Source organism: Paenibacillus sp. FSL P4-0113 (genome assembly GCF_038009305.1).
GTDB classification, from domain to species: domain Bacteria; phylum Bacillota; class Bacilli; order Paenibacillales; family Paenibacillaceae; genus Paenibacillus; species Paenibacillus polymyxa_D.
The window spans coordinates 2,329,237-2,351,253 of the sequence record NZ_JBBPAZ010000001.1; the positions used below are offsets into that span (position 1 = coordinate 2,329,237).

Below are 22,017 nucleotides of genomic sequence, written 5' to 3' on the forward strand. Positions count from 1 at the left end.
ATGGTTATTTTCCAGCCTGAGCTTGGTCGTGGTCATTCTGTTCAGTACGGTTTACGTCAGATACTGACAGACCATAAGCCCAGTTACTTTGTGGCGGTACAACCCATACGGTATCTGGATCATCTTTAAGCGTCCAGCCCTGATAGACCAGCTGGGAATCATCCTTACCCAGCGATACACTTAGCGTAAAGCGGTGGACAGGCTTGCTCAGCTCAGAGGCTTTGCGCAAGGCCTGACTGCTAGTCAGGTTTTTGATCTGCTGCGAGAGGGAAGTCGCCGTGTCACTAGCTACTGACTTTCCGTTCAGCGTCCAAGATGTGGAGGCACTGTCTCCGGTCCCGCTGTTACCGGAGGATTTGAGCATCCATGAAGCATTTTGGCCTTCCCACTCTATTCCGCTCAGCTTGGTATCGTCCCAATCGAACGGCGTTGTATCTATAAAATCTTCAGCACCCAGCAATAACCCTGAAAGAGTATCTATAGGTACAGAAGCTATCTCTTTTTTGTCTGATAATACATAAACAGCATCTCCGGAAGGCAACGTTTCACCGAAAGCAAAGGTACGAACGTCACCCTGCTTGGTCTTTATCTCAATCTGATCATGGGTAGCGGAGATCCCATATTTGGCTACGTCTGTAGGGGAAGATTCCACCACTTCACCCAACTTTACATTTTGAATCGCCGCTAGCCAATTGTCTATTGTATATTGGTTTAGCGGGCAAGTCCGTGGCTTGCTCATACTCCATTGGCCATCATGTTGTTCAAGTTCCACCGACTTGCCGTCCTTTCCAGTGATTGCGAAAGACGTAATATTCTCTTGCGTAAGCTGAATCAGCTGACGAGCAGCCGGCGCTTGTTCATGAAAAAAGTTTTGGCTCTTTGCATAGATTATCCCCGCTCCCAATACAACTAACAGCAGCACTGTGGGTATCCATTTTCTCATGCTCTTCTTCGCCTCCACCATAATAAGATTCCGATGACCGCGAACAGCAACGGCAATCCGATGACAGATATGGTCAATATCGTTTTCGCTTGTGCAGGAGTCAAGTAAGCTACCTTATAATCCTGCTCCTGACGAGGACGAATAGTGAGCCCATCAGAATGCTCCTGCACATAATTCAGACTGTTCAGCACAAAGTCTCGATTGCCTCCTGTGCCGATCTCAGTGTCGCTTAAGAGGGCAGACGTTCCGAGAATAACGGCTTTGGGCTTGCCGTCTTTCCCTTCTACCGCATAACCGAGATCCAGCGGCCCCTGCGGGTCCTTGTCATCCTTCTGTGTTTCGTTGTTCAGCAGACCTTGGATATTCGTTTCACCATAGCTAGCTCCAGAAGATTTCATCAAAAGCGTCGACTTCCAATCCTTCTGCTCTCCTGCCTGCAAAGCAATAGACAATGAAAGAACAGGGTACAGATTGGAAGCCGCCAACTTATCGGTGATCGCATGACTGCCGAAGGTAGGAACCGTCCATAGCGGTCCAAGTGTATTCGTCTGTTCTTGATCCACCACGATGGCATGAGTGTCCTTCACTCCATAATCAGCCGCTAATGCATCAAGGTTTTTCCAATCGGACCCCATGTTCGGGTGAAAGCCTAGTGCCATAAAAAGCTTTCCGCCACCATTCAGATACGTACGAATACTCTTCAGTTCTGTTGCACTGATATCACGTTCTGGTCCAACAATAGCCAATACAGACGCATCTTTGGGTACACTACCCGCCTGATTGAGCTGAACTTCCTCTGTTTTCACATTATCTTGTGACAGTGAGCTACTTAATTCAGTCATTTGGGACAATGGGATTTCCTCATGTCCAGTTAGAAAGGCCACTTTTCCTTGACGGGTAGATGATAATCCCAACAATCCACTCGTCAGCTTTTCTTCCCCCGTAAATTGGTATGCCCCTTCACCACTCCCCTGAGCTTGCGTAAATAGACTCCCAATATCTATAACCCGTTTCTTCTCCCCCTGCACCAACACAATAGACGCTGCAGTAACACCATATTGCTTGGCCAGTATCGGTTCCTGATTCAGATCGTATTGCTCGACCTTGAGCTTGCTGTTACGCTTGGCGTATTCATTCAGCATATCCGTAACATCCCGGTTCAGCTTCTGATTTTGCGAGGTGGATACGGTAAAGGCAATCAATCGTACGTCTTCCTTTACATCCTGGATGGTCGTCAACGTTTGGTCAGACAGCGTATACTGCTTCCCTGCCGTCAGATCCAGTTGAAAGCCACCCAGCGAACGCAGAAATAACGTCAATAAAATAAAAATCCCTACAGCAGCAATCGATAGTACCACACTATTGGTATGACCCAGCCATTTTTTCATATTCATTACCTCCACCGTTTCCGTTCAACCACTTGGATGCTGAATAGCAAAAAGAGTACCGCCACCGTCACGTAGTACATCACATCGGCTCCATTCAGCAATCCTTTGGTGAAACTGTCAAACCGTGCGGTTAGTGAAAAAGGTTCCAGCCATTGCTGTACCGCCGCAGATGCACCCGTCTGTCCACCAAACGAATCCAGCATCCAGAACACAAGTAAAATAATAAAACTGACGACCGCTGACATCATCTGATGCTGTGAAAGCGTCGAAGCGAATAAGCCGATCGCCATCATGGCTGCGCCAAGCATAAACAGACCGATCACAGATGTTAATACCAGCGTCCAATCCAGCGACCCATAAAAGGACATCACGACCGGATACGCTAGACTGCACAGCACTAATATGAGCAACATGCCCAACGACGCTAAAAATTTACCCACGATCATTTCCGTCACACTCACAGGTGAGGTAAGCAGCAGTTCATCCGTACCTTGCCTGAATTCCTCCGCAACCAGCCTCATCGTGAGCAATGGGACGACGAACACCAGCATGGACAAGGTGTCACCGAGTACCAGCCGATAGTCCAGAATGCTTGGCTGATACATAACAAAATTGGTATAAAAAAGTAACCCCGTCAGCAGCATGTACACTGCAAGCGCAAAATAGGTCGTTGGTGTCCACAGATAGGCTTGCAGCTCTTTTTGACAAACCGCGAACAAACGCCTCATGACCGATTACCTCCTGTATCCTTATCTTCTTCGGCCTTATCGTCCCCGGACGCAGCATCTCCATGCTCCACCGTGATAGCCGTAGGGGCTGCATTCTTCGAGGAATGTAGGTCTTGTACTGCTGGATCGTCGACCTGACCTTCTTCCGTCTCGCGTGTCGTTAACTGCTGGAAGATATTTTCCAAGCTAAGGCTTTCTTTTTTCATCTCCAAAATCGGAAGCTTCGCATCAGACAGCACATAAAATAGTTCTTCGCGAAAATCCTCACCGGAGGCTCCTGTGAGTAGCAATCCAGTCATATCTGACTCTGCGGCACTTAGCTCCGTGTTCGCTGAAGGCAGCGTGGTCGCCATAGATTCAACCTCTACTTTTCCCCAAGTACGAAGGACATCCATCACCTGCTCACGCTTGCCTTTAACCTCTACCTTCACCTTGAATCCATCTTCCATCGAACCGCCGAGCGTGTCAGGGCGCCCATCCATGACCAGTTTCCCTTCATGAATGATGAGAACACGATTGCATAACGCATCCACCTCAGGCAATATATGTGTGCTAAGCAATACCGTATGATTTTCGCCAATCTCCTGAATGAGCTGACGAATCTCCAAAATCTGATTGGGGTCCAAACCCGAGGTCGGTTCATCGAGCACCAGTAAATCCGGGTTATGAATAATCGCACCTGCCAGTCCCAAGCGCTGTTTATACCCTTTGGACAAACTGCGGACTAATTGTTTTTCCCGCCCATTCAGTCCTAGCCTGGAAATCATCTCCGAAATACGCAGCTTCTGCTCTCTAGCAGGCACGTCACGAATACTAGCTACAAACTTCAAATAGGATCTTACGGACATATCCTCATACAAAGGGGGCGTCTCCGGCAGATAACCGATTTTGGAACGGGCCAGTCTACCCTTATCCTGAATCGGGATACCATCAATCGTAACCACTCCCTCGTTGGGTTGAAGATACCCTGTAATCATGCGCATCGTCGTCGTTTTACCCGCACCATTCGGCCCCAGGAAACCAACAATTTCACCGCGCTGCATTTCAAAATCAAGCTTATGTACACCCCGGTTGCCCTCATACCACTTGCTCACCTGCTGTACTTTGAGCACATGTTCCACCCTTTCCTTTATCGTATTGACAAATCATATCGAACTACACACACATATCAAAAAAACTCCATAGCGATAGATTTGGACGACCAAATCAATCTTTGGGCGAGCGCTCTCATCCTACTACTCTCCCACCTAAAATGTTGCATGAGTAGCGGGTAGCAGTGGAGCGGAGGGTTTGGAGCTGGAGAAGCACCAGCGATCGGAAGCCCAAAGCCTTCGCGAAACGGTCTCTCCTCGCCTCATGCTACACTTTTAAACTCTAATGATACCCCCCCACATATAACTCCAGCTTAACGTCACTTAAATAGAAGCTTAAAATAATGTGTCTAAAATGTGAACATGGAAATGCGCATCTGCCCTCGTAAACTTGTACGGTTCGCCACGGCGTGGATTCGCATCTACTATCATTACAACGTGTGAAGGGAGTGTATAAAAAACGATGACCGTACTATTTACCAATCTAGTTAATAACGGCGACTTCGAGACTGGATCTACCCTTTTTTGGAACGCTGCAAATGTGACCGTCACTAACTTATCCGTAAAAAAGACAAACTTTTATAGTGCGATCCTGACAGGAGGCGCAGTAGATGCATCTCTTTCCCAGGTCGTTTTTGCTGCACCAGGCGAAAGCTATACATTAAGCCTCTCAGCTGCAAAAATAGGAAGCCTGTCCAGTCCTCAAGTTAACATTTTTCTGTATTACTATGACGCAACCTTTAGCTTCCTTAGCACGGGGCTGACTACCTATTTGAGCGCAGGCACATTGCCAGACGCTGTGAACGGAACATGGCAAAGCCTGTATGAAGTAACAGCTCCTGTTCCAGCCAACGCAGCCTTTGCCTTTTTGGTTATTAGTAAAAATGCCTTGGCTAACACTGCTGATGTAGCCATTGATTCTATTGCTCTTGTTAAAGCAAGTGCAGCTGGAGCTGTGGGCCCAGCCGGACCTGCCGGGCCTACGGGTGCTACAGGGCCTGCGGGTGCCACAGGCGCTACAGGCGTTAGCGGACCTGCCGGACCTACGGGTGACACTGGTGTTACCGGACCTGTTGGGCCTACGGGTGCCACGGGTGACACTGGTGTTACCGGACCTGTTGGGCCTACGGGCGCCACGGGCGACACCGGTGTTACCGGACCTGTTGGGCCTACGGGCGCCACGGGCGACACCGGTGTTACCGGACCTGTTGGGCCTACGGGTGCCACGGGCGATACAGGTGCTACTGGACCTGTCGGACCTACAGGCGCCACGGGTGATACAGGTGCTACTGGACCTGTTGGGCCTACGGGCGCCACGGGCGACACCGGTGTTACCGGACCTGTTGGGCCTACGGGCGCCACGGGCGACACCGGTGTTACCGGACCTGTTGGGCCTACGGGTGCCACGGGCGATACAGGTGCTACTGGACCTGTCGGACCTACAGGCGCCACGGGTGATACAGGTGCTACTGGACCTGTCGGACCTACAGGCGCCACGGGTGACACTGGTGTTACCGGACCTGTCGGGCCTACGGGTGCCACGGGTGATACAGGTGCTACTGGACCTGTCGGACCTACAGGCGCCACGGGTGACACAGGTGTTACCGGACCTGTCGGGTCTACGGGTGCCACTGGCTTTACCGGACCTGCTGGACCTATCGGGCCTGTCGGACCTATTGGCGACACAGGCGCTACGGGACCCGCTGGACCAACAGGGCCGACTGGACCAACAGGGCCGACTGGACCTACCGGACCGTTTGGCCTTGGATTTACTGGCCCGATTGGACCAACAGGAGACACTGGTCCACAAGGACCGATTGGACCTACCGGACCTACGGGGCCGACTGGACCTACAGGGCCTACCGGACTCTAACGTTCTTTTTTCTACCACATTATATTTAAGCGACGTACCATACCTTATCGACAAAGCCGCACAGCCCGTTTAGGCTTTGTCATCCTTGCCCTGCCGCGATTGCGGCAGGGCTTCTATAATCAGACCTCTTGATAAATAAAGCTTTATGTTCGACCTGAATCCTTAGAAGGTTCCCAAAGGAGTGGTACTCAATTGATCAGTATCAGCCTGTGCATGATCGTCAAAAATGACCAAAATACTATTGGCAGTTGCCTGGAATCGATCCATCCTATTGTGGATGAAATCAACATCGTGGACACGGGTTCACAGGATCAGACCATTGACATATGTCGCAACTTTACAGATCGAATTTTTCCATTTGAATGGGTAGATCATTTTGCCCTTGCACGTAACTATTCGTTTGAACAAGCTACGCAGGAATACATTCTCTGGCTGGATGCCGATGATATTTTGAAGGAACAGGACGCCGTCAAGCTGCTTGAGCTGAAGCAAACCCTTGATTCCTCAGCCACACCAATCGTGGATTCCGTGTCTATGAATTATCATTATGCCTTTGATGATCATGGCAATGTCACCCTACATTTTCGTCGAAACCGCTTAGTTAGAAGGTCAGCCGGGTTCCGTTGGCACGGAGCCGTGCATGAGTACCTCGCCGTAAACGGGAATATTCAACATGCCGATATCGCCATAACTCACACTAGAACACACACGGTCTCTCCAGGACGAAACCTGCGAATCTATGAGAAATTGCTCGCCCAAGGTCATGCCTTCTCTCCTCGTGACCTCTACTATTACGCTAACGAGTTAAGAGACAATAAAAGATATGAGCAGGCTGTGCAGGTTTACCAGGATTTTCTGGATACTGGACAATGCTGGGCAGAGGACGCGATTAGTGCATGTAGCAAAATGGCTGATTGTCTACAACAGCTTGGCAAGCTGGAGCAAAGCATTACGGCGGCTCTCCATAGTTTGACCTTCGATACGCCCAGGGCTGATCTGTGCTGTCGGATGGGTCATTATTTTTTGCATAAAAATGAGATCTCCAAAGCTATTTACTGGTACGACATGGCTACCACTCTGAATCCTCCCGACACGATGGGCCCGGTACAAGACGCGTACCAAACGTGGTTTCCTCATATCCAGCTATGCATTTGCCATTTTCGGATGAAGGATTACACACGTGCGAATTGGCACAACGAGCAAGCTGCCATTTACATTCCCAACGACCCGTACGTCCTGCATAATCGACAGTTCTTCAGCTCAATCCTGAATCCTCCCCAATAAAAATGTCCCCCACACTCACCCCTTAATCTTTAAGTAAGTCAAAGGAGGAGCAAGCGGAATGCAACAATCGAATCGGTACAAAATAGCTGTCTATGCCATTAGCAAAAATGAAGCCCGATTCGCCAAACGCTGGATGCACACCATGCGTGAAGCCGATGTTGTCATTGTAGCGGACACCGGCTCTACAGACGATACTGTTTCCCTGCTACACGAAGCGGGTGCAGAGGTGCATCGTATAGAGGTAACTCCTTGGCGTTTTGACAAAGCTCGCAATGAGTCCCTACGGCTGGTCCCTGATGATATAGATATTTGTGTCTGTACGGATCTGGACGAAGTCTGGGAGGAGGGTTGGCGGTCGCGGCTGGAACGCAACTGGAAGGAAGGAACTACCCGGATGCTATATGCCTTTACACATGGACAGCCTGGGCAAGATACCGTTTATACATGGTTCTGGAAAGAAAAAATACACACTCGTCACGGGTACCGCTGGGTACGCCCAGTTCACGAGGTGCTTGAATATATCGGAGAGGGTAAAGAACGCAACATCCGATCAGACCAGCTCCGCTTGTATCATGATCCCGATCCGCACAAGTCCCGCAGCCAATACCTTCCACTGCTGGAGCAGTCTGTGCGCGAGTTTCCCGAGGATGACCGCAACATGCATTACTTGGGGCGGGAATATATGTATCATGGCCGTTGGGACGAGTGCATTGCTACGCTGCAACAACATCTTGCCATGCCGCAGGCACGCTGGGCAGATGAACGCAGTGCTTCGATGCGCTTTATTTCTAGAGCCTATAAAGCAAGTGAACAATGGCAAGAGGCAACACGTTGGTTATACCGGGCTATTGCGGAAGCACCGTATTTACGTGAACCTTACACGGAAATGGCTCAGCTGGCCTATCATACGCGGAACTGGCCCGCCGTCTATCATATGGTTGAAGAAGCGCTGCAAATTTCTACACGACCGGATACGTACATGCAAGAGGATTTTTGCTGGGACGCCACGCTGTATGATCTTGGTGCCCTCGCTTGCTACGAGTTAGGCCTTTTACACAAAGCATGTGAATTTGCGAAAGAAGCAACAGAACGCTCCCCGGAAGATTCTCGCCTCAGTCATAATTATGCGCTAATTCAATCCAGGCTTCCATAGAAACCCACACCCCGTCCTGTTGGTTGAATAACTTGGTATTAGAGCTTGTGGTTGGCAAAGGAGGTTATTGAGATCAAAGTTCTATTTACTTTTTATATACCCAGCGGCGGCGTAGAAACCTTGAACCGCCAGCGTTGTAAAGCGCTCATTCAGGACGGGATCGAATGTCATCTTCTCTATTATCAGCAGGGTACAGGGATGCAAAACCTGCACGGCGATATTCCAGTGTTCACGACTTCCTCTGAAGAAGAAATTCGAAAGCTGGTGGAGACTCATCGCTACGATGCAATTATCGTCTCTTCGGACTACCCTATGCTCCCCAGATTGCGAATGTTGGGCTATCAGGGGATATTGATCTATGAATCGCAGGGCTTTGGCCCTCACGAAGAAGCGGCTTGGGTTGTTGCAGATGCAGTTCCGTATCTTCAAAATTACGCCGATGCAGTGCTCCTACCAGATACGACTCATTTAGTGAATCTTTTCTCCACCATGTGTCCATGGCTTAATCGCTATGTGTTTCCAAACGTGCTGGATACCAGCGTATTTAATTATGTACCTAACACTCCTCCAACTAATCCGGTTATTGCCTGGGTTGGACGGCTAGAGCCCAACAAGAACTGGAGGCATTTTGTCGATATTTCTTACTGGATGCTGCAAAACCGTGCGGATCTTCGAATCTGGATGTTTTATGATGAAACATTGTCACAGCCGGAGGATAAAATACAATTCGAAAAAATGCTTACTCAGCTTGGCATGTCCTCCATTATCGAGCGTTTTAAAAGCGTACCTCATGCCAATATGCCCCTGTATTACTCCATGATTGGCGACTCAGGCGGCTACTTGCTATCGACCTCATTGGTGGAGGGATTCGGCTATGCAGTTGCTGAGGCGATGGCCTGTCGTTGCCCGGTATTAAGCTCTGATTCAGACGGAGTACGAGCATTCATTGACCACAACGAAACCGGTAAATTTTATCAGCAGGGGGACATCTTGCAGGCGATACTGCAAGGACTAGACCTGATGAACAACGTACCTCAACGCGAATCTATCCGCAAGAAAGGACTGGCGCGAATCGTTAACCTGTTGGCACCGGATAAATATGTGCGTTCCTTCAGACAGATGATGAACACGCTAGGTGTGAGGTAATTAAAAAAAAAGCTGACGACAACCCTTTTTATATACGGGGCATCGTCAGCTTTATCTTGCCTTTTTTATTATTGAATATTGGAATTGGAATCTATCTAATCTTTAGTAAGCGGTCTCCTGCATGAATATCCTTGGAATCTTCAACTAAAATATCCGTGTACACGGCTGTATTGGTTACAATGACGGATGTGGTAATATCATATCCGTCATCCTCTATAGCTTTGGGATCGAATTCAACCAGCTTGTCCCCTTTTTGAATCGTATCTCCTTCAGACACAAAGGAAGTGAAATGTTTTCCCTTCAAGCTGACCGTATTAATTCCAATGTGAATGAGCAGTTCAACTCCATCCTCAGAGATCAGTCCAATCGCATGTTTTGTTTTGAAAACGGTAACAACAGTTCCGTTAAAAGGTGCGTAAGCTACTCCTTCTCGGGGGATAATTGCGGCTCCCTGACCCATCGCACCACTGGAGAAAGCTTCATCTTTCACTGTGGTTAAAGGAATCAATTGACCATGTAGAGGACTGAATATCGTTTTTTCTTCTTCTTTGTTTTCATCTGCAACCTTAATTTCAGACGCAGATTGTGCATTTTTATAACCGATAAGATAGGTCAGAATAAATGCGACTACAAAAGCTACAACCAAAGATATAATAAAGCCGATGAAGCCTGCATCCATGCCTTTTGGATTAATGAATAGAGGTATACCAAAAATACCGCCTGAGGCAAATCCATATGCCGTTGAGCCGAGTAAGCCTGCTGCAGCTCCTCCTATACCTCCAGCAATCGAGGCTAAAATAAACGGTTTTTTGGTGGGGAGCGTAACCCCGTAAATAGCTGGTTCAGTAACCCCCATCAAACCCGCAATTGTGGCAGAAGTGGCGATGGGTTTTAATTTAGGGTCCCGTGATTTCAAAGCAATGGCAAAAGCTGCACCTGTTTGGGCAAACGTAGTACAGAACAACATACCGTTAATCGGATCAAACCCGTTCGTAACTACATTATTCAAGAGAATTGGAATAAACGCCCAATGGAGACCAAAGATAATAATAGCCTGCCAGAATCCGGCCAGAACGAGACCAGCTACAGCCGGACTTAACTGGTAAATCCACATAGAGCCTTTGGCTAACCCATCGCTGATAATAGTTGCGATCGGTCCGACAACCAGAAAAACAATCGGTGATATGATGACCAAGGTCAGAAAAGGAACAATGAACATTTTAATGGAAGCAGGTGCAAACTTGCTTATCATTTTTTCGACCTTAGCTGCCAAGAACGCCCCAATAATGATAGGTATAACAGAAGAAGTATAATTAATTAGAACGACAGGTATGGTCAAAAAGGACAGCGCCGTTTTATCCGTAAAGGCCGAAGTAATGGTCGGATACACCAAGGCGGCCCCCAAAACAGCGGACAGGTACGGGTTTCCTCCAAACTTTTTACCTGCTGAAAACCCTAGAATAACCGGAAAGAAATAAAACATAGCGTCCGCTGTCGCATATAAAATTTTATACGTGCCCATCTGATCCGTCATCCAGCCCAGGGATGTGCATAAGGCCAATAGTCCTTTTAGAATCCCCACAGCAGCGAGCACACCCACAACGGGCATGAACACACCTGAAATGACATCGACAAATCGACTGAATAGGCTCGCTTTTTCATTTTTTTGATCGTCTTCAACCATCTGATCTCCATGCTTTACTCCCATGGTGTCCAAAAGAGCTTCGTATACTTTGGGAACCTCATTCCCGATGACCACCTGAAATTGGCCACCACTTTCTACAACGGTAATGACACCGTCAATCTGCTTGATCTTTTCTTTATCTAGCAATTGATTATCCTTCAGTTTGAATCTCAATCGAGTGACACAGTGAATGACACTGTTCACATTTTCATTTCCGCCCACGGCTCTCAACACTTCTTTGGCTGTTTTTTTATGATCCATCATGTTCACTCCTTCTTGGATGCGCTTTCTATTTTTCTATTCGTAGTAGCTGGATGTGCAATAACTGCGACAATTACGGCACTAATCCCGCCTGTAAGTTTTCCCACGATCATGGCAATCACCATATTCTTGTCCATTCCAGCTACAAAGCCAAGATGTCCTCCGAGAACGAAAGATCCACTGACAGCAAAGGCAATACTGATCACTTTTCCTCTGGGCTCCATCTCTTTAACTAAAGTGAAGGTAGGAATATTATGAGCAAGACTAGCCACAAGACCCGCAGTAGCCGATGGATCTATGTTTAGCAAACGTCCTGCCCGTTGAAGCGGATTTTTAAATATTTTTGTAATCCAAGCAACCAACGGAAACGCACCAGCCAATACAATAGCAATCGTTCCAACCGTTTGCACACCGACAGACAACGGAGCCATATTGGGAATAATCACAAATCCAGTTAAGGTTTCGACCCCAATCGCTGCCAAACCGACAAGGGATAGAAGCCTAATGCCGTTACCAAACCACTTGAACCATCGGATCGTATACTCCGTAAATAGACGTAAACCCAGCATAATGATTATTGAAAGAAGCATGGGAATGATCAGATTTTTTAAAATCATAATCACGTCAAATCCGGCGATCATTCCCCCTATGAAACAGCCAACGGGAATGGTACTAATACCGATCAAGATACCTTTTGCAAAATATGGATGATCCCCTTTTTCCAAAATGCCGAGGGCAACCGGAATCGTAAATACGAGCGTTGGGCCAAACATGGTCCCTAGAAAAACCCATGAAAACACGCCCGCTTGCTGGCTGTGCGCCATTTCTGCCGCAAGTGCGTATCCCCCCATATCTACCGCCAATATCGTATTAGCAAAGGATGCCGGATCGGCACCCATTGCCACATATAACGGTGAAACAATGGGGATCAACCACGCGGCCAGTACAGGGGCCAAGGAAACAATCCCTATCATGACCAGAGCAAGAGAGCCCATGGTCATAAACCCATTGTTGAAGGCTTGTCCCAAACCCCAGCGATTTCCCAAACATTGATCCAATGCACCCAACACTAAAAAAAGAGCGATAACATACATCACAATATCGTTAATGGACATCCTGTTGCCTCTTAATACACATGAACTTTATGATTTTCTGCGCTGTCATAGGTGTCGAATACAAGCTGAAGGGTCTTGATATTGTCGTGACCACTCGTTTGAAATTCTTTTCCCGTGTTGAGGCAATCTATAAAATGAGCCTGTAGCTTTTTATGGCTTTCCTCATAGTTTAATTCAGTCTTTTCAACCAATACTTTTTCGACTCCCTGATTATTAATGAGACATAATTTACCTGTGTTGTACAGTTTTAGGGTAGCCTCATCGCCTTCAATCACCAGTTGTTCTTTATGATCGGGAAGAACCTGTTCCGACAGCTGCCCATCCAGTTCCCTGCGAGTCGCCCAGCTCATGTCCATAAGACCGAAATAATGTTCATAACCTAACATGATAATGCCCGTGTCTTCTCCTTGTGTGTATGGACTGACCCGCTTGGTTTCCGCATACAAACGCCGAGGTTCACCGAATAAGAAACGCCAAGTATCCAGCCAATGAACTCCCATTTCATAAAACAAAAGCTTGGGCATATCTCTGAAAAATGGCTGCGGCAGCTCTTTTTCCGGAGCAAACCTCGGTGAATAAAAATCGGTATGCGTATAACGTATAACATTCATATTTCCAACGATATTCTCTGCCAGCAATTTTTTTATAATTTGAAAAGGTTCAAGCCAACGCCAATTTTCTGTCACCATAAGTCTGACTCCTGCTGCTTCAGCAATACTTACTATCTGCTCAGCTTCCTCAACAGAACGGGCAAAAGGTTTTTGGCACATAATATGTTTTCCGGCTGCGGCCGCCAGTCGAACCAGTTCCAGATGTGTCTCAGGAGGTGTAATGATGTCCACGACATCAATATCCGCTTCGCTTAGCATCTCCTCCAGGCTGGTATAACAATATTCAGTAGGGACATGGAATTGATCTGCTTTTTCAAAAAGTAAGCCTTTATTTCGATCACAAAATCCTTTGATTTCTGCATCCGAGATAAACTGCCATGCTTTGATATGTTTCTCCGACCAATATCCCGTTCCAATAACGCCGATTTTCCACATGTTGCTTCACTCCATCCACATTCTTCTCTGTTTTTATTTCGTTCCGATGATTACAACATCACTTTCAAAGCTGTGCATGTCTAGCACCGATTGATCCTTTTGGACGGACACGTCGGTTTGAGCAAACCGCTTCCCGGCTAAATCAATCGTTGTAAACTTGTATTCCTGCACGTTGATACTTAGTCGTACCTTTGTGTTAACCGGGACATACAACACAATGGTATTCTCGTTCCCCGCAGCTCTGATTTCCTCTGTCTTGTTTAAAACAATATCCAACGGCTTTACGCCAATCAGGTTGTACATTTCAAACAGATATTTAATAAAGGAATAATCCCATGCGCCCTCAAATTGCAATGCAGTTCTCCAATCATAGGGACTATCGAATCCTTCCCCTTCTACAATGCCGAATTTCTTTCCTTTCTTGTGCCAGCTCCAAATGCCATGCGCTCCGTAGGTAATGCCCGCACCCCCGCCTGCAAGGAGGCTTTGCCATGCCGCTTTTCTGGCATCCAGTGCTGTGTATCTGCCATACACATTGCGGCTGTAACTAATTTGTTCATAACATGGCTCTCCATTAATGACAGGCCGTATATCCGGCTTATAATAGAAATGTTGAGCAATCTCATGGGCTACATGTTGGAACTCGGAATTATGTCCTGATTGATACATATAGAATCCAAGACCCTGGTGTTTCTCAAAGGCTGGAGGAATTTCTCTCAATCTTCCTTGAATATGCAGCGTAGTTAAGCTTGCAGGGCTTAATTGTTGTACAATATCCAGTGCTTTTAAATAATAGGAATTGGCACGTTCGGTCGGAAAATCACTATCCCCGCTAATCAGAAAAATAGGATCAAATGGAGAAAAACGGTTTACCACGTACGTTACATAGGGTTCAACGCATTCAAACGGCATTTTATTACCTTTTTGGAACATCTCAGCCCATGTATCCGGCACATAGTTACACCACAACAGAACCAGTGCTGGAACAAATCCACGCTCTGTAGCCATCTTCAACATGATTTCTGCCCGGTCAAAATAAGCTTCGTTTAATGTATGGTAGTCGAAATCCCCATTTTCCATTAATGCAAACGGCTGTAGATTCAGATCCGATTCACTTGCGTCCCATTGTCGGAGTATGTTGATTTGCAACACATTGAAACCTTGCATCTTCCGATAGTCAAGATAATCGCTCCACTCCTCTATCGTCGCGTTGGTAAATACACTCCACACCGTATCTGCCAAATAAAAAAAAGGTTTTTCCTCTTTGGTAAAACTTCTTTGATTTTCAGCCATGTTTAAACTCAAATGAATCACCGTTCCTCTCTTGCTGTATGCGCAAAATTCTCTAAACAAAACTAAATAAAAAACTAAACTTATGTGTTTTTTACGTGAAATAAACTAAATTAGAGCGCTTTACACTTGAATATTAACATTATAAATTATAAAAGGTCAACAAATTTTTACTTTTAGTTATTTAGTTTAGTTTAGTTTATGAGCTAAACTTTCTTGCTGAGTAATGATATAATTTATGTAGTTTAGTTCAATAGGGGGTTCCACATTGAAAATTGATGATATTGCAAGGCTTGCAGGTGTTTCTAAATCTGCTGTTTCTCTTGCTTTTAATAACAAACCCGGAGTCAGTGAAGAAACCAAGGAGCACATTCTAAAAATAGCCCAAGAGCATGGATATAAACCACGCACCATGAAGACAAACAAGGAAGCCATTAAAAATCATCATGTGATTCGTTTTGTGGCCTGTAAAAATACAGACATCGTAACAGAGCACTATGATTCACTTCCATTTTTTAACGAATTAATTCATCATATTACCAATCAGGTGAGAGAACATGGAAATACCTTGATTTTTTCGTCTTTTGATAGCCATAGCCTCGAAGAAGAATTATCTGCTTTGGAAAAAGATCAGCCCTCTTCAGGCATACTTCTACTTGGCACCAATTTAACTTCCGAGATTATTCATTCCATACAATCCATTCATTCCAATATTGTTATTTTGGATACTTGCTTTGAACACGTCGATGCCAGTTTCGTATCTATTAATAACTATCTCGGTGGGTATCAGGCAGGCCAATATTTAATTCAGTCAGGACACAGAAAGATAGGATACGTACAATCCAGTACCAGAATTCTGAACTTTAAAAAACGAAAGGAAGGGTTTATGGCGGCTTTAGAGGAGCACAATCTTTCCATAGAAAATGGGCTTACATTTGATATGCATCCCATGCTTGTGATGTCACAGGACGCATTTAGAACAGCTATTCATGAATTGGACGAGCTACCTTCGGCCCTATTTTGCGAAAATGATTATATGGCGATCAGTGCCATTAAAACGTTTCAGGAAATGAACATTCGAGTGCCTGAACAAATTTCCATCATGGGCTTTGATAATATACATGAAGCGAAGGTCATTAGCCCGGAACTCACAACCATTCATGTGAAAAAGGATATTTTGGCCCGAACGGCTGTAAACTTGCTTATGGAGAGGCTTAACCATCATCAGGGGCATCATACTCAGGTTCTTGTGAATACAGAGGTTATTGAAAGAAGGTCTTGTTTAGTCACAGAATGACCTATGATATGGTGCACGAAATGGGGTAATAGAGAAGATAAGAATGGGGGGATCATCATGATATATGATTATTTATGGTGGGCAGGTGCCGCATGCATAATACTGGCTATTATATTAAGTGGAACAGGGGTCAGCGGTGACCGCATGCGGGCTAACTTTTATGTTGAACAGGCAGCTGATCCCGAGGGGAAAGATAGAAAAAACAGATGGAAATGGTCCTTTATTTTTATGATCATTGGTTTATTATTGCTTGCTCTCTCTATGATTTTAGAATAAAGCCGCCATATTGGCGGCCTTTTCTATTATCGGATTCCATATTGGACATTTCCAATTTCTCGTCATTCGTTGAAATCTTCCTCTGTCAAATCCATATTTACGCTCGCAGCAGTTCGACTGCCGTCGGCCGCGGCAAAAATCAACTGAGAAGGCATGAAGTACGATGAATCCCCAGCAGCATATACACCAGGTATGGAGGTTCTCCCCGCTTCATCCGTCTTGATCCCGCCCGACTCCGTTCTTTCACAGCCCAAATGTTCTCCAAACGGTGCACTTTGTACAAACTGGGGAGTCACGAAGCCGCCGATCCTCGGGACTTGAGTGCCATCCGTAAAGCGCACGTGCTCAAGCTTTCCATTGTGGCCGATGAACGCCGCAACAGGTTGCTCTATTACTACTATCCCCTTGGATTGAAGCCGTTCTTTTTGCTCGTCCGACAGGGATGCATGACCGTTCGTACAGACGATCAAATCCTTGCTCCAATTAAGGAGTAGTTTGGCTGTATGAAATATAGCCGCCGATTCAGAGACAAGGACAAGCGGTTGATCCCGCAGCTCCCAACCGTCGCAATAAGGGCAATTAAACAAACTTTTCCCGTATAACGGATAAAAACCTTCGATCTTGGGGAATATCTCCTTCACGCCCGTCGCTAATATCAATTTTCGCGCTTGAACGCGAAGGCCTGACGAATCAAACCCCTCAAATCCGGATACGTTTTTCATAATCGAAACAACCTCGGTTTGCAAATGATGAACAGACGGATAACGCAGCACTTCCTCATAAGCTACACGGCGGAACTCAGATGGCGTTACGCCATCTCTTGTAATAAAACCGTGCGACGCATGCGTAACCGCATTTCTGGGCCGATTATTATCAATCAAGGCCACACTTCTCCTTGCCCTGCCCAGCACGAGGGCTGCATTCAACCCAGCAGGCCCTCCGCCAATAATAGCGCAATCGTATAGCATAACACCCAACTCCTTTTAAAAGATATTAAAGACTCTTTATGTCTGCGATATAACCAAAAAAACACCGTTTTACATAACTGGCAACCACCCTCTTTCTATATAAAATCGCTCACTTTACACTTGTGCTTGCTTTTGCGCCAAATCGACCAATTTCGTATTTTTCAGATGTCGTTCCATTTTCTCCTCTGCTTCCCTCATTACAGCTTGAATCAGGCACTCGGAGCCGTGGACAAAATCACATTCAAACAAAGAATTGGTTCCTTCAATGGCATGGATAATATCCAAAAAGGTAATGTCATCTTTATGACGGGATAGGCGATAGCCTCCATTGGCTCCAGAAACGGATTCGACCATTCCAGCCTTCACAAGCCTCGTCAAAATTTTTGAAAGATAAGTTGGTGAAACATTTTGGGATTCGGCCAGTTGCTGAACACCTACCGGCTTAACCGACGAATCAGTAACGAGCATGAGCATAGTGTGCAGAGCATAATTCGTTGCTTTTGTAAATTTCATAACTACACCTCAATCAAAGACTTATTGTATCCACTATATCCCCGATTCTGCGAGTGTGTCAAGATCATCTAGGAATCACGCTGTTGTCAACCCTTCTTTTGGTTACGCTCTAACCGTTGTATACTGTTCATCAGAAACAGCTAAGAGAGGGGGCTCGTTGTGCGTATTTTTGATATTCTTCGTATATTGGTTGCTGAACAGATGGTCAAAGGAGAACACTTGGCAAATGCATTGAAGGTATCTTCTCGAACGATACGAACGGATTTAAAGGAATTGGGTGCACTGTTGTCAAAGCATGGAGCAGCAGTTAAACCCCTTAAAGGAACAGGCTACAAGTTAGAGATTCGGGACGAACAAGCATTTCATCATCTGCTAAAGCAATTAAAGGATGATGAAAATAATGTGCCCTATCCATTAGCGAGTTCTTCTGAAGCCAGAAATCGTTTTTTAATGAAAAAGCTGTTACTTACCAATGCATATATCAAACTTGATGATTTAGCTGAGACTCTGTATGTTAGTCGGTCTACTTTACAGAATGACCTCAAAGAACTGCGCAAGCTACTGACAACTTACGGACTATCCCTGGAAAACAAACCTTATCATGGGATTCGAGTCAAAGGGAACGAGGCCAAGCTGCGTTATTGCATTTCCGACTATATATTCAGTAGGACAGATGAAATAGGCGAGCAGCAGATGTCCCACCCTCCTCTGATCTCTAACGAAGAGATGGAATTCATAAGAGAAGTGATTCTGGATCGTATTGAGATCCATGATATTCAGTTATCGGACATTGCCCTGAACAATCTGGTCATTCATATTGCTATAGCATGTAAGCGCATTCGCGAAGAAAGGTATGTGTCGTATTATCCGCAAGAGATGAAAAAAATTGAAGCACAAAAAGAGTTTAGGGTGGCGACTGAGATCGTATCTGCTTTGGAACAAAACATGAAGCACTCCTTTCCACTTGTTGAAGTTGCGTACATTGCTGTGCACCTGCTGGGTGTAAGGACAGTCGTTAGTGCGCATATGGATGAAGTGGAGATTAAAAAGATCATTGATAAAGATATCTACGAACTGACTATCGAAATACTAGACCAAATTGATCAGCAGTTGAAGATGAACATTCATAACGATCAAGAATTACTGATTGCATTTTGCCTTCACCTCAAACCAGTGATTAACCGTTATCAATACGGAATGAATTTGCGTAATCCTATGCTGGATGAAATCAAAGCCAATTACCCGCTTGCCTTTGAAGCAGGTATCATTGCTGCGGAGGTCATCAAGCAGCGGCTTCATATACACATCGAGGAAAATGAAATTGGTTATTTAGCCATTCATATCGGAGTCGCGATGGAAAGAAAGAAAATGGAGGATGCACCCAAAAGATGTATGATCGTATGTGCTTCTGGACTCGGCAGTGCTAAGCTGCTGTATTATAAGCTTCAATCGGTCTTCGGTTCAAGGTTGGATATCGTGGGAACCACTGAACTTTATAAGCTGAAACAAATGCCGTTGGATACACTGGACTTTGTCATTAGCACGATCCCCATTTCAGAACCGCTTTCTATCCCTATGATCCATGTGAATACATTTTTGGGCAGTTCTGATATTACTAAAATTGAACAAGCCATTTCTGAGGTCAGACTTCCTGCTGTGCAGTATGTACGAAAAAAATTGGTCTTCCTTCAGCAGAAGTTTGAGAACAAACTCCAAGTGCTTGAATTTATAGCCGAAAAAATACACGAAGCAGATCTTGTAAAAGGCCCTCTACTGCAATCCGTGATAGAGCGTGAAGCCGTTTCCCCCACTTCATTTGGCAACTTGGTCGCGATCCCGCATCCGATGGAACCTTTCGCAGATTCCACATTTTGGGCCATCTGTACATTACAAAAAGCAATCGATTGGGATGGCAAGCCGGTACAGTTTATTTGTATGCTCTGTATACAGCGTACGAAATCAGAAGATTTACAGACTATGTATCATATCTTGCTTGAAATTTTAAATAATGAACAGCTCGTCCAGCAGCTTATTCGCTGCAAAACGTATACAGAATTCATAGAAGTGTTGCATAAAAATAGTTGAACATAAGGAGTATGAAGAACGATTGATTTCCGTTAAGAAGAGGAAATAATGTGTGTTATGTTGAAAGCGATTCCAAATTATAATAGCCATACGAACGAGATGATTGAAAGGAGAGAGGATCACGTGAATCATGATGAATCTACAGAGCACGACGTGAACATGGAGGACATGGATGATACAGAGATTGTATTCCAAATTATATTATACGCAGGGAATGCACGCAGCTCCGCCATGGAGGCGATTGAGCTTGCAAAGGCGGGGAAATTTCGTGAAGCCAAAGAAGAATTAGCCTCAGCAAAAAAAGAACTGGTGTCCTCCCACAAGATTCAAACCAGAATCATCCGTAAGGAAGCAGCGGGTGAAAAAACAGAGATGTCTGTCATGATGGTACATGCTCAAGATCATTTGATGAATGCCATCACCATTCGCGATATGGCCTCAGAGTTTGTAGACCTGTATGAACGCATGGATCAATTCGTACCGAAATCGTAGAGGGAGGGACGCTATCCCATGGCATTCAAAGACAAACTGGTTGACGGCCTCACATCGGTAGCAAATGCAATCAACAATTTTAAATATATTATAGCGATCAAATCAGCTTTTATCACATTGATGCCCGTTATTATTGTCGGGGCCTTTGCTGTACTGATTTCCAATATGGTCATGGACCCAGTCAATGGTTTGGCCCATTTTAGGCCATTCTCATTCCTGGCTGAGTACAAACCGATTTTCTCAGGCATTAACTATGCCAGCTTGAATATCCTTACCATTCTGGCTGTTTTCATGATTGGTCTGGAGCTAGGAAAAATTAATGGTGAGAAAAATCTTTTCCCCGGTTTGCTTGCTTTAATCTGTTTTATCTCTGTGACACCAACCACGATAGAGTTGATGGTTAACGGTGACATGCAACAAGTAACAGACGTCATAGCCCGTCAATTTACGGATACCAAGAGCTTGTTTTTAGGGATTTTCATAAGCATCCTGTCCGTTGAGCTATACAGCAAACTGGGTAAGTCCGACAAGCTAAAAATCAAAATGCCTGAAAGTGTTCCCAGCAATGTGGCCGTTTCTTTCTCCGCACTCATTCCTACCATTATTACGGTGACTGTCTTCTCCATGCTCGGATTTTTCTTTCATAAGTTTACAGGTCTCTACCTGTACGATGCCGTCTATAATGTGGTGCAAAAACCTCTGGAGACCGTAGTACAGGGACTGCCAGGTATACTGGTGCTGATGCTGGTTGCGCAAATCTTCTGGGTGATCGGTATTCACGGGAACCAAATGGTAAAGCCCATTCGTGAACCCCTGCTGCTTGGCGCGATTACCGTCAACATGACTGCTTATGAGCAAGGACTGCCCATTCCGAACATTATTACGATGCCTTTCTGGGACGTATATATGAGTATCGGTGGTTCAGGGATTACGCTAGCCCTCTTGATTTGTATTATGATCGCTTCCAAGCGTGAAGATATGAAGGAAATAACAAAGCTTTCGCTCGGCCCAGGTCTGTTTAATATTAATGAGCCTGTCATTTTCGGACTTCCGATTATGTTGAATCCATTGATGGCTATCCCTTTCATTATTACTCCGCTCATCACAGGAACGATTGGTTACTTCTCGACGTTGCTTGGATTTGCAGGTAAAGCCGTCGTCATGGTTCCATGGACTACTCCGCCTATTATTAATGCCTACCTGTCTACAGGTGGAAGCATTGGCGCTGTCGTCACTCAGATCATTTGCATTGTGGTAGCGATTATCATTTATTTCCCGTTCGTCAAAATTGCCAACAAGCGAACGACTGAATAATGCGCTACTATAGAAATACACTAATTAATTGAAAACGCATTCTTTATACAATGAAAAGGAGAAACATGTC

General features: G+C 45.6%; 18 protein-coding genes and 1 pseudogene. 9 read left to right on the plus strand and 10 right to left on the minus strand.

Annotated elements, in window-relative coordinates:
- Positions 1–4: 4 nt before the first annotated feature.
- The 4 genes from MKX46_RS09730 to MKX46_RS09745 are packed head-to-tail and all read right to left on the minus strand — an operon-like array spanning position 5 to position 4,171.
- Positions 5–943, minus strand: a complete 939-nt coding sequence (locus tag MKX46_RS09730) for a DUF4340 domain-containing protein (RefSeq protein WP_340886283.1) — start codon at positions 941–943, stop codon at positions 5–7.
- A complete protein-coding gene (locus MKX46_RS09735) occupies positions 940–2,331 on the minus strand; it encodes a GldG family protein (RefSeq protein ID WP_318628031.1) in 1,392 nt (463 codons plus the stop codon). Before MKX46_RS09735 ends, MKX46_RS09730 begins: the two co-directional genes overlap by 4 nt.
- Before the next feature lie 5 nt (positions 2,332–2,336).
- Complete coding sequence (locus MKX46_RS09740; protein ID WP_029518315.1) at positions 2,337–3,059, minus strand: ABC transporter permease; 723 nt, start codon at positions 3,057–3,059, stop codon at positions 2,337–2,339.
- Entirely contained in the window at positions 3,056–4,171 is a 1,116-nt protein-coding gene (locus MKX46_RS09745) for an ABC transporter ATP-binding protein (protein WP_341039947.1), read from the minus strand. Before MKX46_RS09745 ends, MKX46_RS09740 begins: the two co-directional genes overlap by 4 nt.
- Positions 4,172–4,613: 442 nt before the next feature.
- Here MKX46_RS09745 and MKX46_RS09750 point away from each other — a divergent pair.
- The 4 genes and pseudogenes from MKX46_RS09750 to MKX46_RS09765 all read left to right on the plus strand — a co-directional run.
- Positions 4,614–6,017: pseudogene (locus MKX46_RS09750) on the plus strand (NTTRR-F1 domain); the annotation flags it as partial.
- Positions 6,018–6,215: 198 nt separating this feature from the next.
- Positions 6,216–7,307, plus strand: a complete 1,092-nt coding sequence (locus tag MKX46_RS09755) for a glycosyltransferase (RefSeq protein ID WP_165148627.1) — start codon at positions 6,216–6,218, stop codon at positions 7,305–7,307.
- Positions 7,308–7,365: 58 nt separating this feature from the next.
- Positions 7,366–8,460: a tetratricopeptide repeat-containing glycosyltransferase gene (locus tag MKX46_RS09760; RefSeq protein ID WP_069012658.1), complete on the plus strand. Its 1,095-nt coding sequence runs from the start codon at positions 7,366–7,368 to the stop codon at positions 8,458–8,460.
- A 51-nt stretch (positions 8,461–8,511) separates the two neighbouring features.
- The gene (locus MKX46_RS09765) at positions 8,512–9,606 is read left to right on the plus strand and encodes a glycosyltransferase family 4 protein (RefSeq protein WP_029518310.1); all 1,095 of its coding nucleotides are present in this window, start codon (positions 8,512–8,514) and stop codon (positions 9,604–9,606) included.
- 91 nt (positions 9,607–9,697) lie between these two features.
- Here MKX46_RS09765 and MKX46_RS09770 read toward each other — a convergent pair whose 3' ends face one another.
- Genes MKX46_RS09770 through MKX46_RS09785 form a run of 4 tightly spaced genes read right to left on the minus strand, consistent with a single transcriptional unit; the run spans position 9,698 to position 15,026 of the window.
- Positions 9,698–11,551 carry a beta-glucoside-specific PTS transporter subunit IIABC gene (locus MKX46_RS09770; protein ID WP_341071212.1) on the minus strand — a complete coding sequence of 618 codons (1,854 nt, stop codon included), beginning with the start codon at positions 11,549–11,551 and terminating at the stop codon, positions 9,698–9,700.
- A 5-nt stretch (positions 11,552–11,556) separates the two neighbouring features.
- On the minus strand, positions 11,557–12,666 hold the full coding sequence (eutH, locus tag MKX46_RS09775; RefSeq protein ID WP_029518308.1) for an ethanolamine utilization protein EutH: 1,110 nt from the start codon (positions 12,664–12,666) through the stop codon (positions 11,557–11,559).
- Positions 12,667–12,677: 11 nt separating this feature from the next.
- Positions 12,678–13,712: a Gfo/Idh/MocA family protein gene (locus tag MKX46_RS09780; protein ID WP_029518307.1), complete on the minus strand. Its 1,035-nt coding sequence runs from the start codon at positions 13,710–13,712 to the stop codon at positions 12,678–12,680.
- Positions 13,713–13,745: 33 nt separating this feature from the next.
- On the minus strand, positions 13,746–15,026 hold the full coding sequence (locus tag MKX46_RS09785) for an apiosidase-like domain-containing protein (protein WP_069012657.1): 1,281 nt from the start codon (positions 15,024–15,026) through the stop codon (positions 13,746–13,748).
- Between the two features lie 244 nt (positions 15,027–15,270).
- On the opposite strand from MKX46_RS09785, the gene MKX46_RS09790 reads away from it, so the two are divergent.
- Together MKX46_RS09790 and MKX46_RS09795 are read left to right on the plus strand one after the other, a co-directional pair.
- A complete protein-coding gene (locus MKX46_RS09790) occupies positions 15,271–16,299 on the plus strand; it encodes a LacI family DNA-binding transcriptional regulator (protein ID WP_069012656.1) in 1,029 nt (342 codons plus the stop codon).
- Positions 16,300–16,356: 57 nt separating this feature from the next.
- Positions 16,357–16,575, plus strand: a complete 219-nt coding sequence (locus MKX46_RS09795) for a DUF5316 family protein (RefSeq protein ID WP_318628028.1) — start codon at positions 16,357–16,359, stop codon at positions 16,573–16,575.
- Positions 16,576–16,637: 62 nt separating this feature from the next.
- Here MKX46_RS09795 and MKX46_RS09800 read toward each other — a convergent pair whose 3' ends face one another.
- Both MKX46_RS09800 and MKX46_RS09805 read right to left on the minus strand, forming a co-directional pair.
- Positions 16,638–17,543 carry an NAD(P)/FAD-dependent oxidoreductase gene (locus MKX46_RS09800; RefSeq protein ID WP_029518304.1) on the minus strand — a complete coding sequence of 302 codons (906 nt, stop codon included), beginning with the start codon at positions 17,541–17,543 and terminating at the stop codon, positions 16,638–16,640.
- A gap of 114 nt (positions 17,544–17,657) precedes the next feature.
- Complete coding sequence (locus MKX46_RS09805) at positions 17,658–18,056, minus strand: Rrf2 family transcriptional regulator (RefSeq protein WP_209949733.1); 399 nt, start codon at positions 18,054–18,056, stop codon at positions 17,658–17,660.
- Between the two features lie 159 nt (positions 18,057–18,215).
- Here MKX46_RS09805 and MKX46_RS09810 point away from each other — a divergent pair, with 159 nt between their 5' ends.
- The 3 genes from MKX46_RS09810 (at position 18,216) to MKX46_RS09820 (ending at position 21,947) form a co-directional block, all read left to right on the plus strand.
- Complete coding sequence (locus MKX46_RS09810; protein ID WP_341071213.1) at positions 18,216–20,141, plus strand: BglG family transcription antiterminator; 1,926 nt, start codon at positions 18,216–18,218, stop codon at positions 20,139–20,141.
- Positions 20,142–20,264: 123 nt separating this feature from the next.
- Entirely contained in the window at positions 20,265–20,633 is a 369-nt protein-coding gene (locus tag MKX46_RS09815; protein WP_312887696.1) for a PTS lactose/cellobiose transporter subunit IIA, read from the plus strand.
- A gap of 18 nt (positions 20,634–20,651) precedes the next feature.
- Complete coding sequence (locus tag MKX46_RS09820) at positions 20,652–21,947, plus strand: PTS sugar transporter subunit IIC (RefSeq protein WP_209949731.1); 1,296 nt, start codon at positions 20,652–20,654, stop codon at positions 21,945–21,947.
- Positions 21,948–22,017 lie beyond the last annotated feature (70 nt).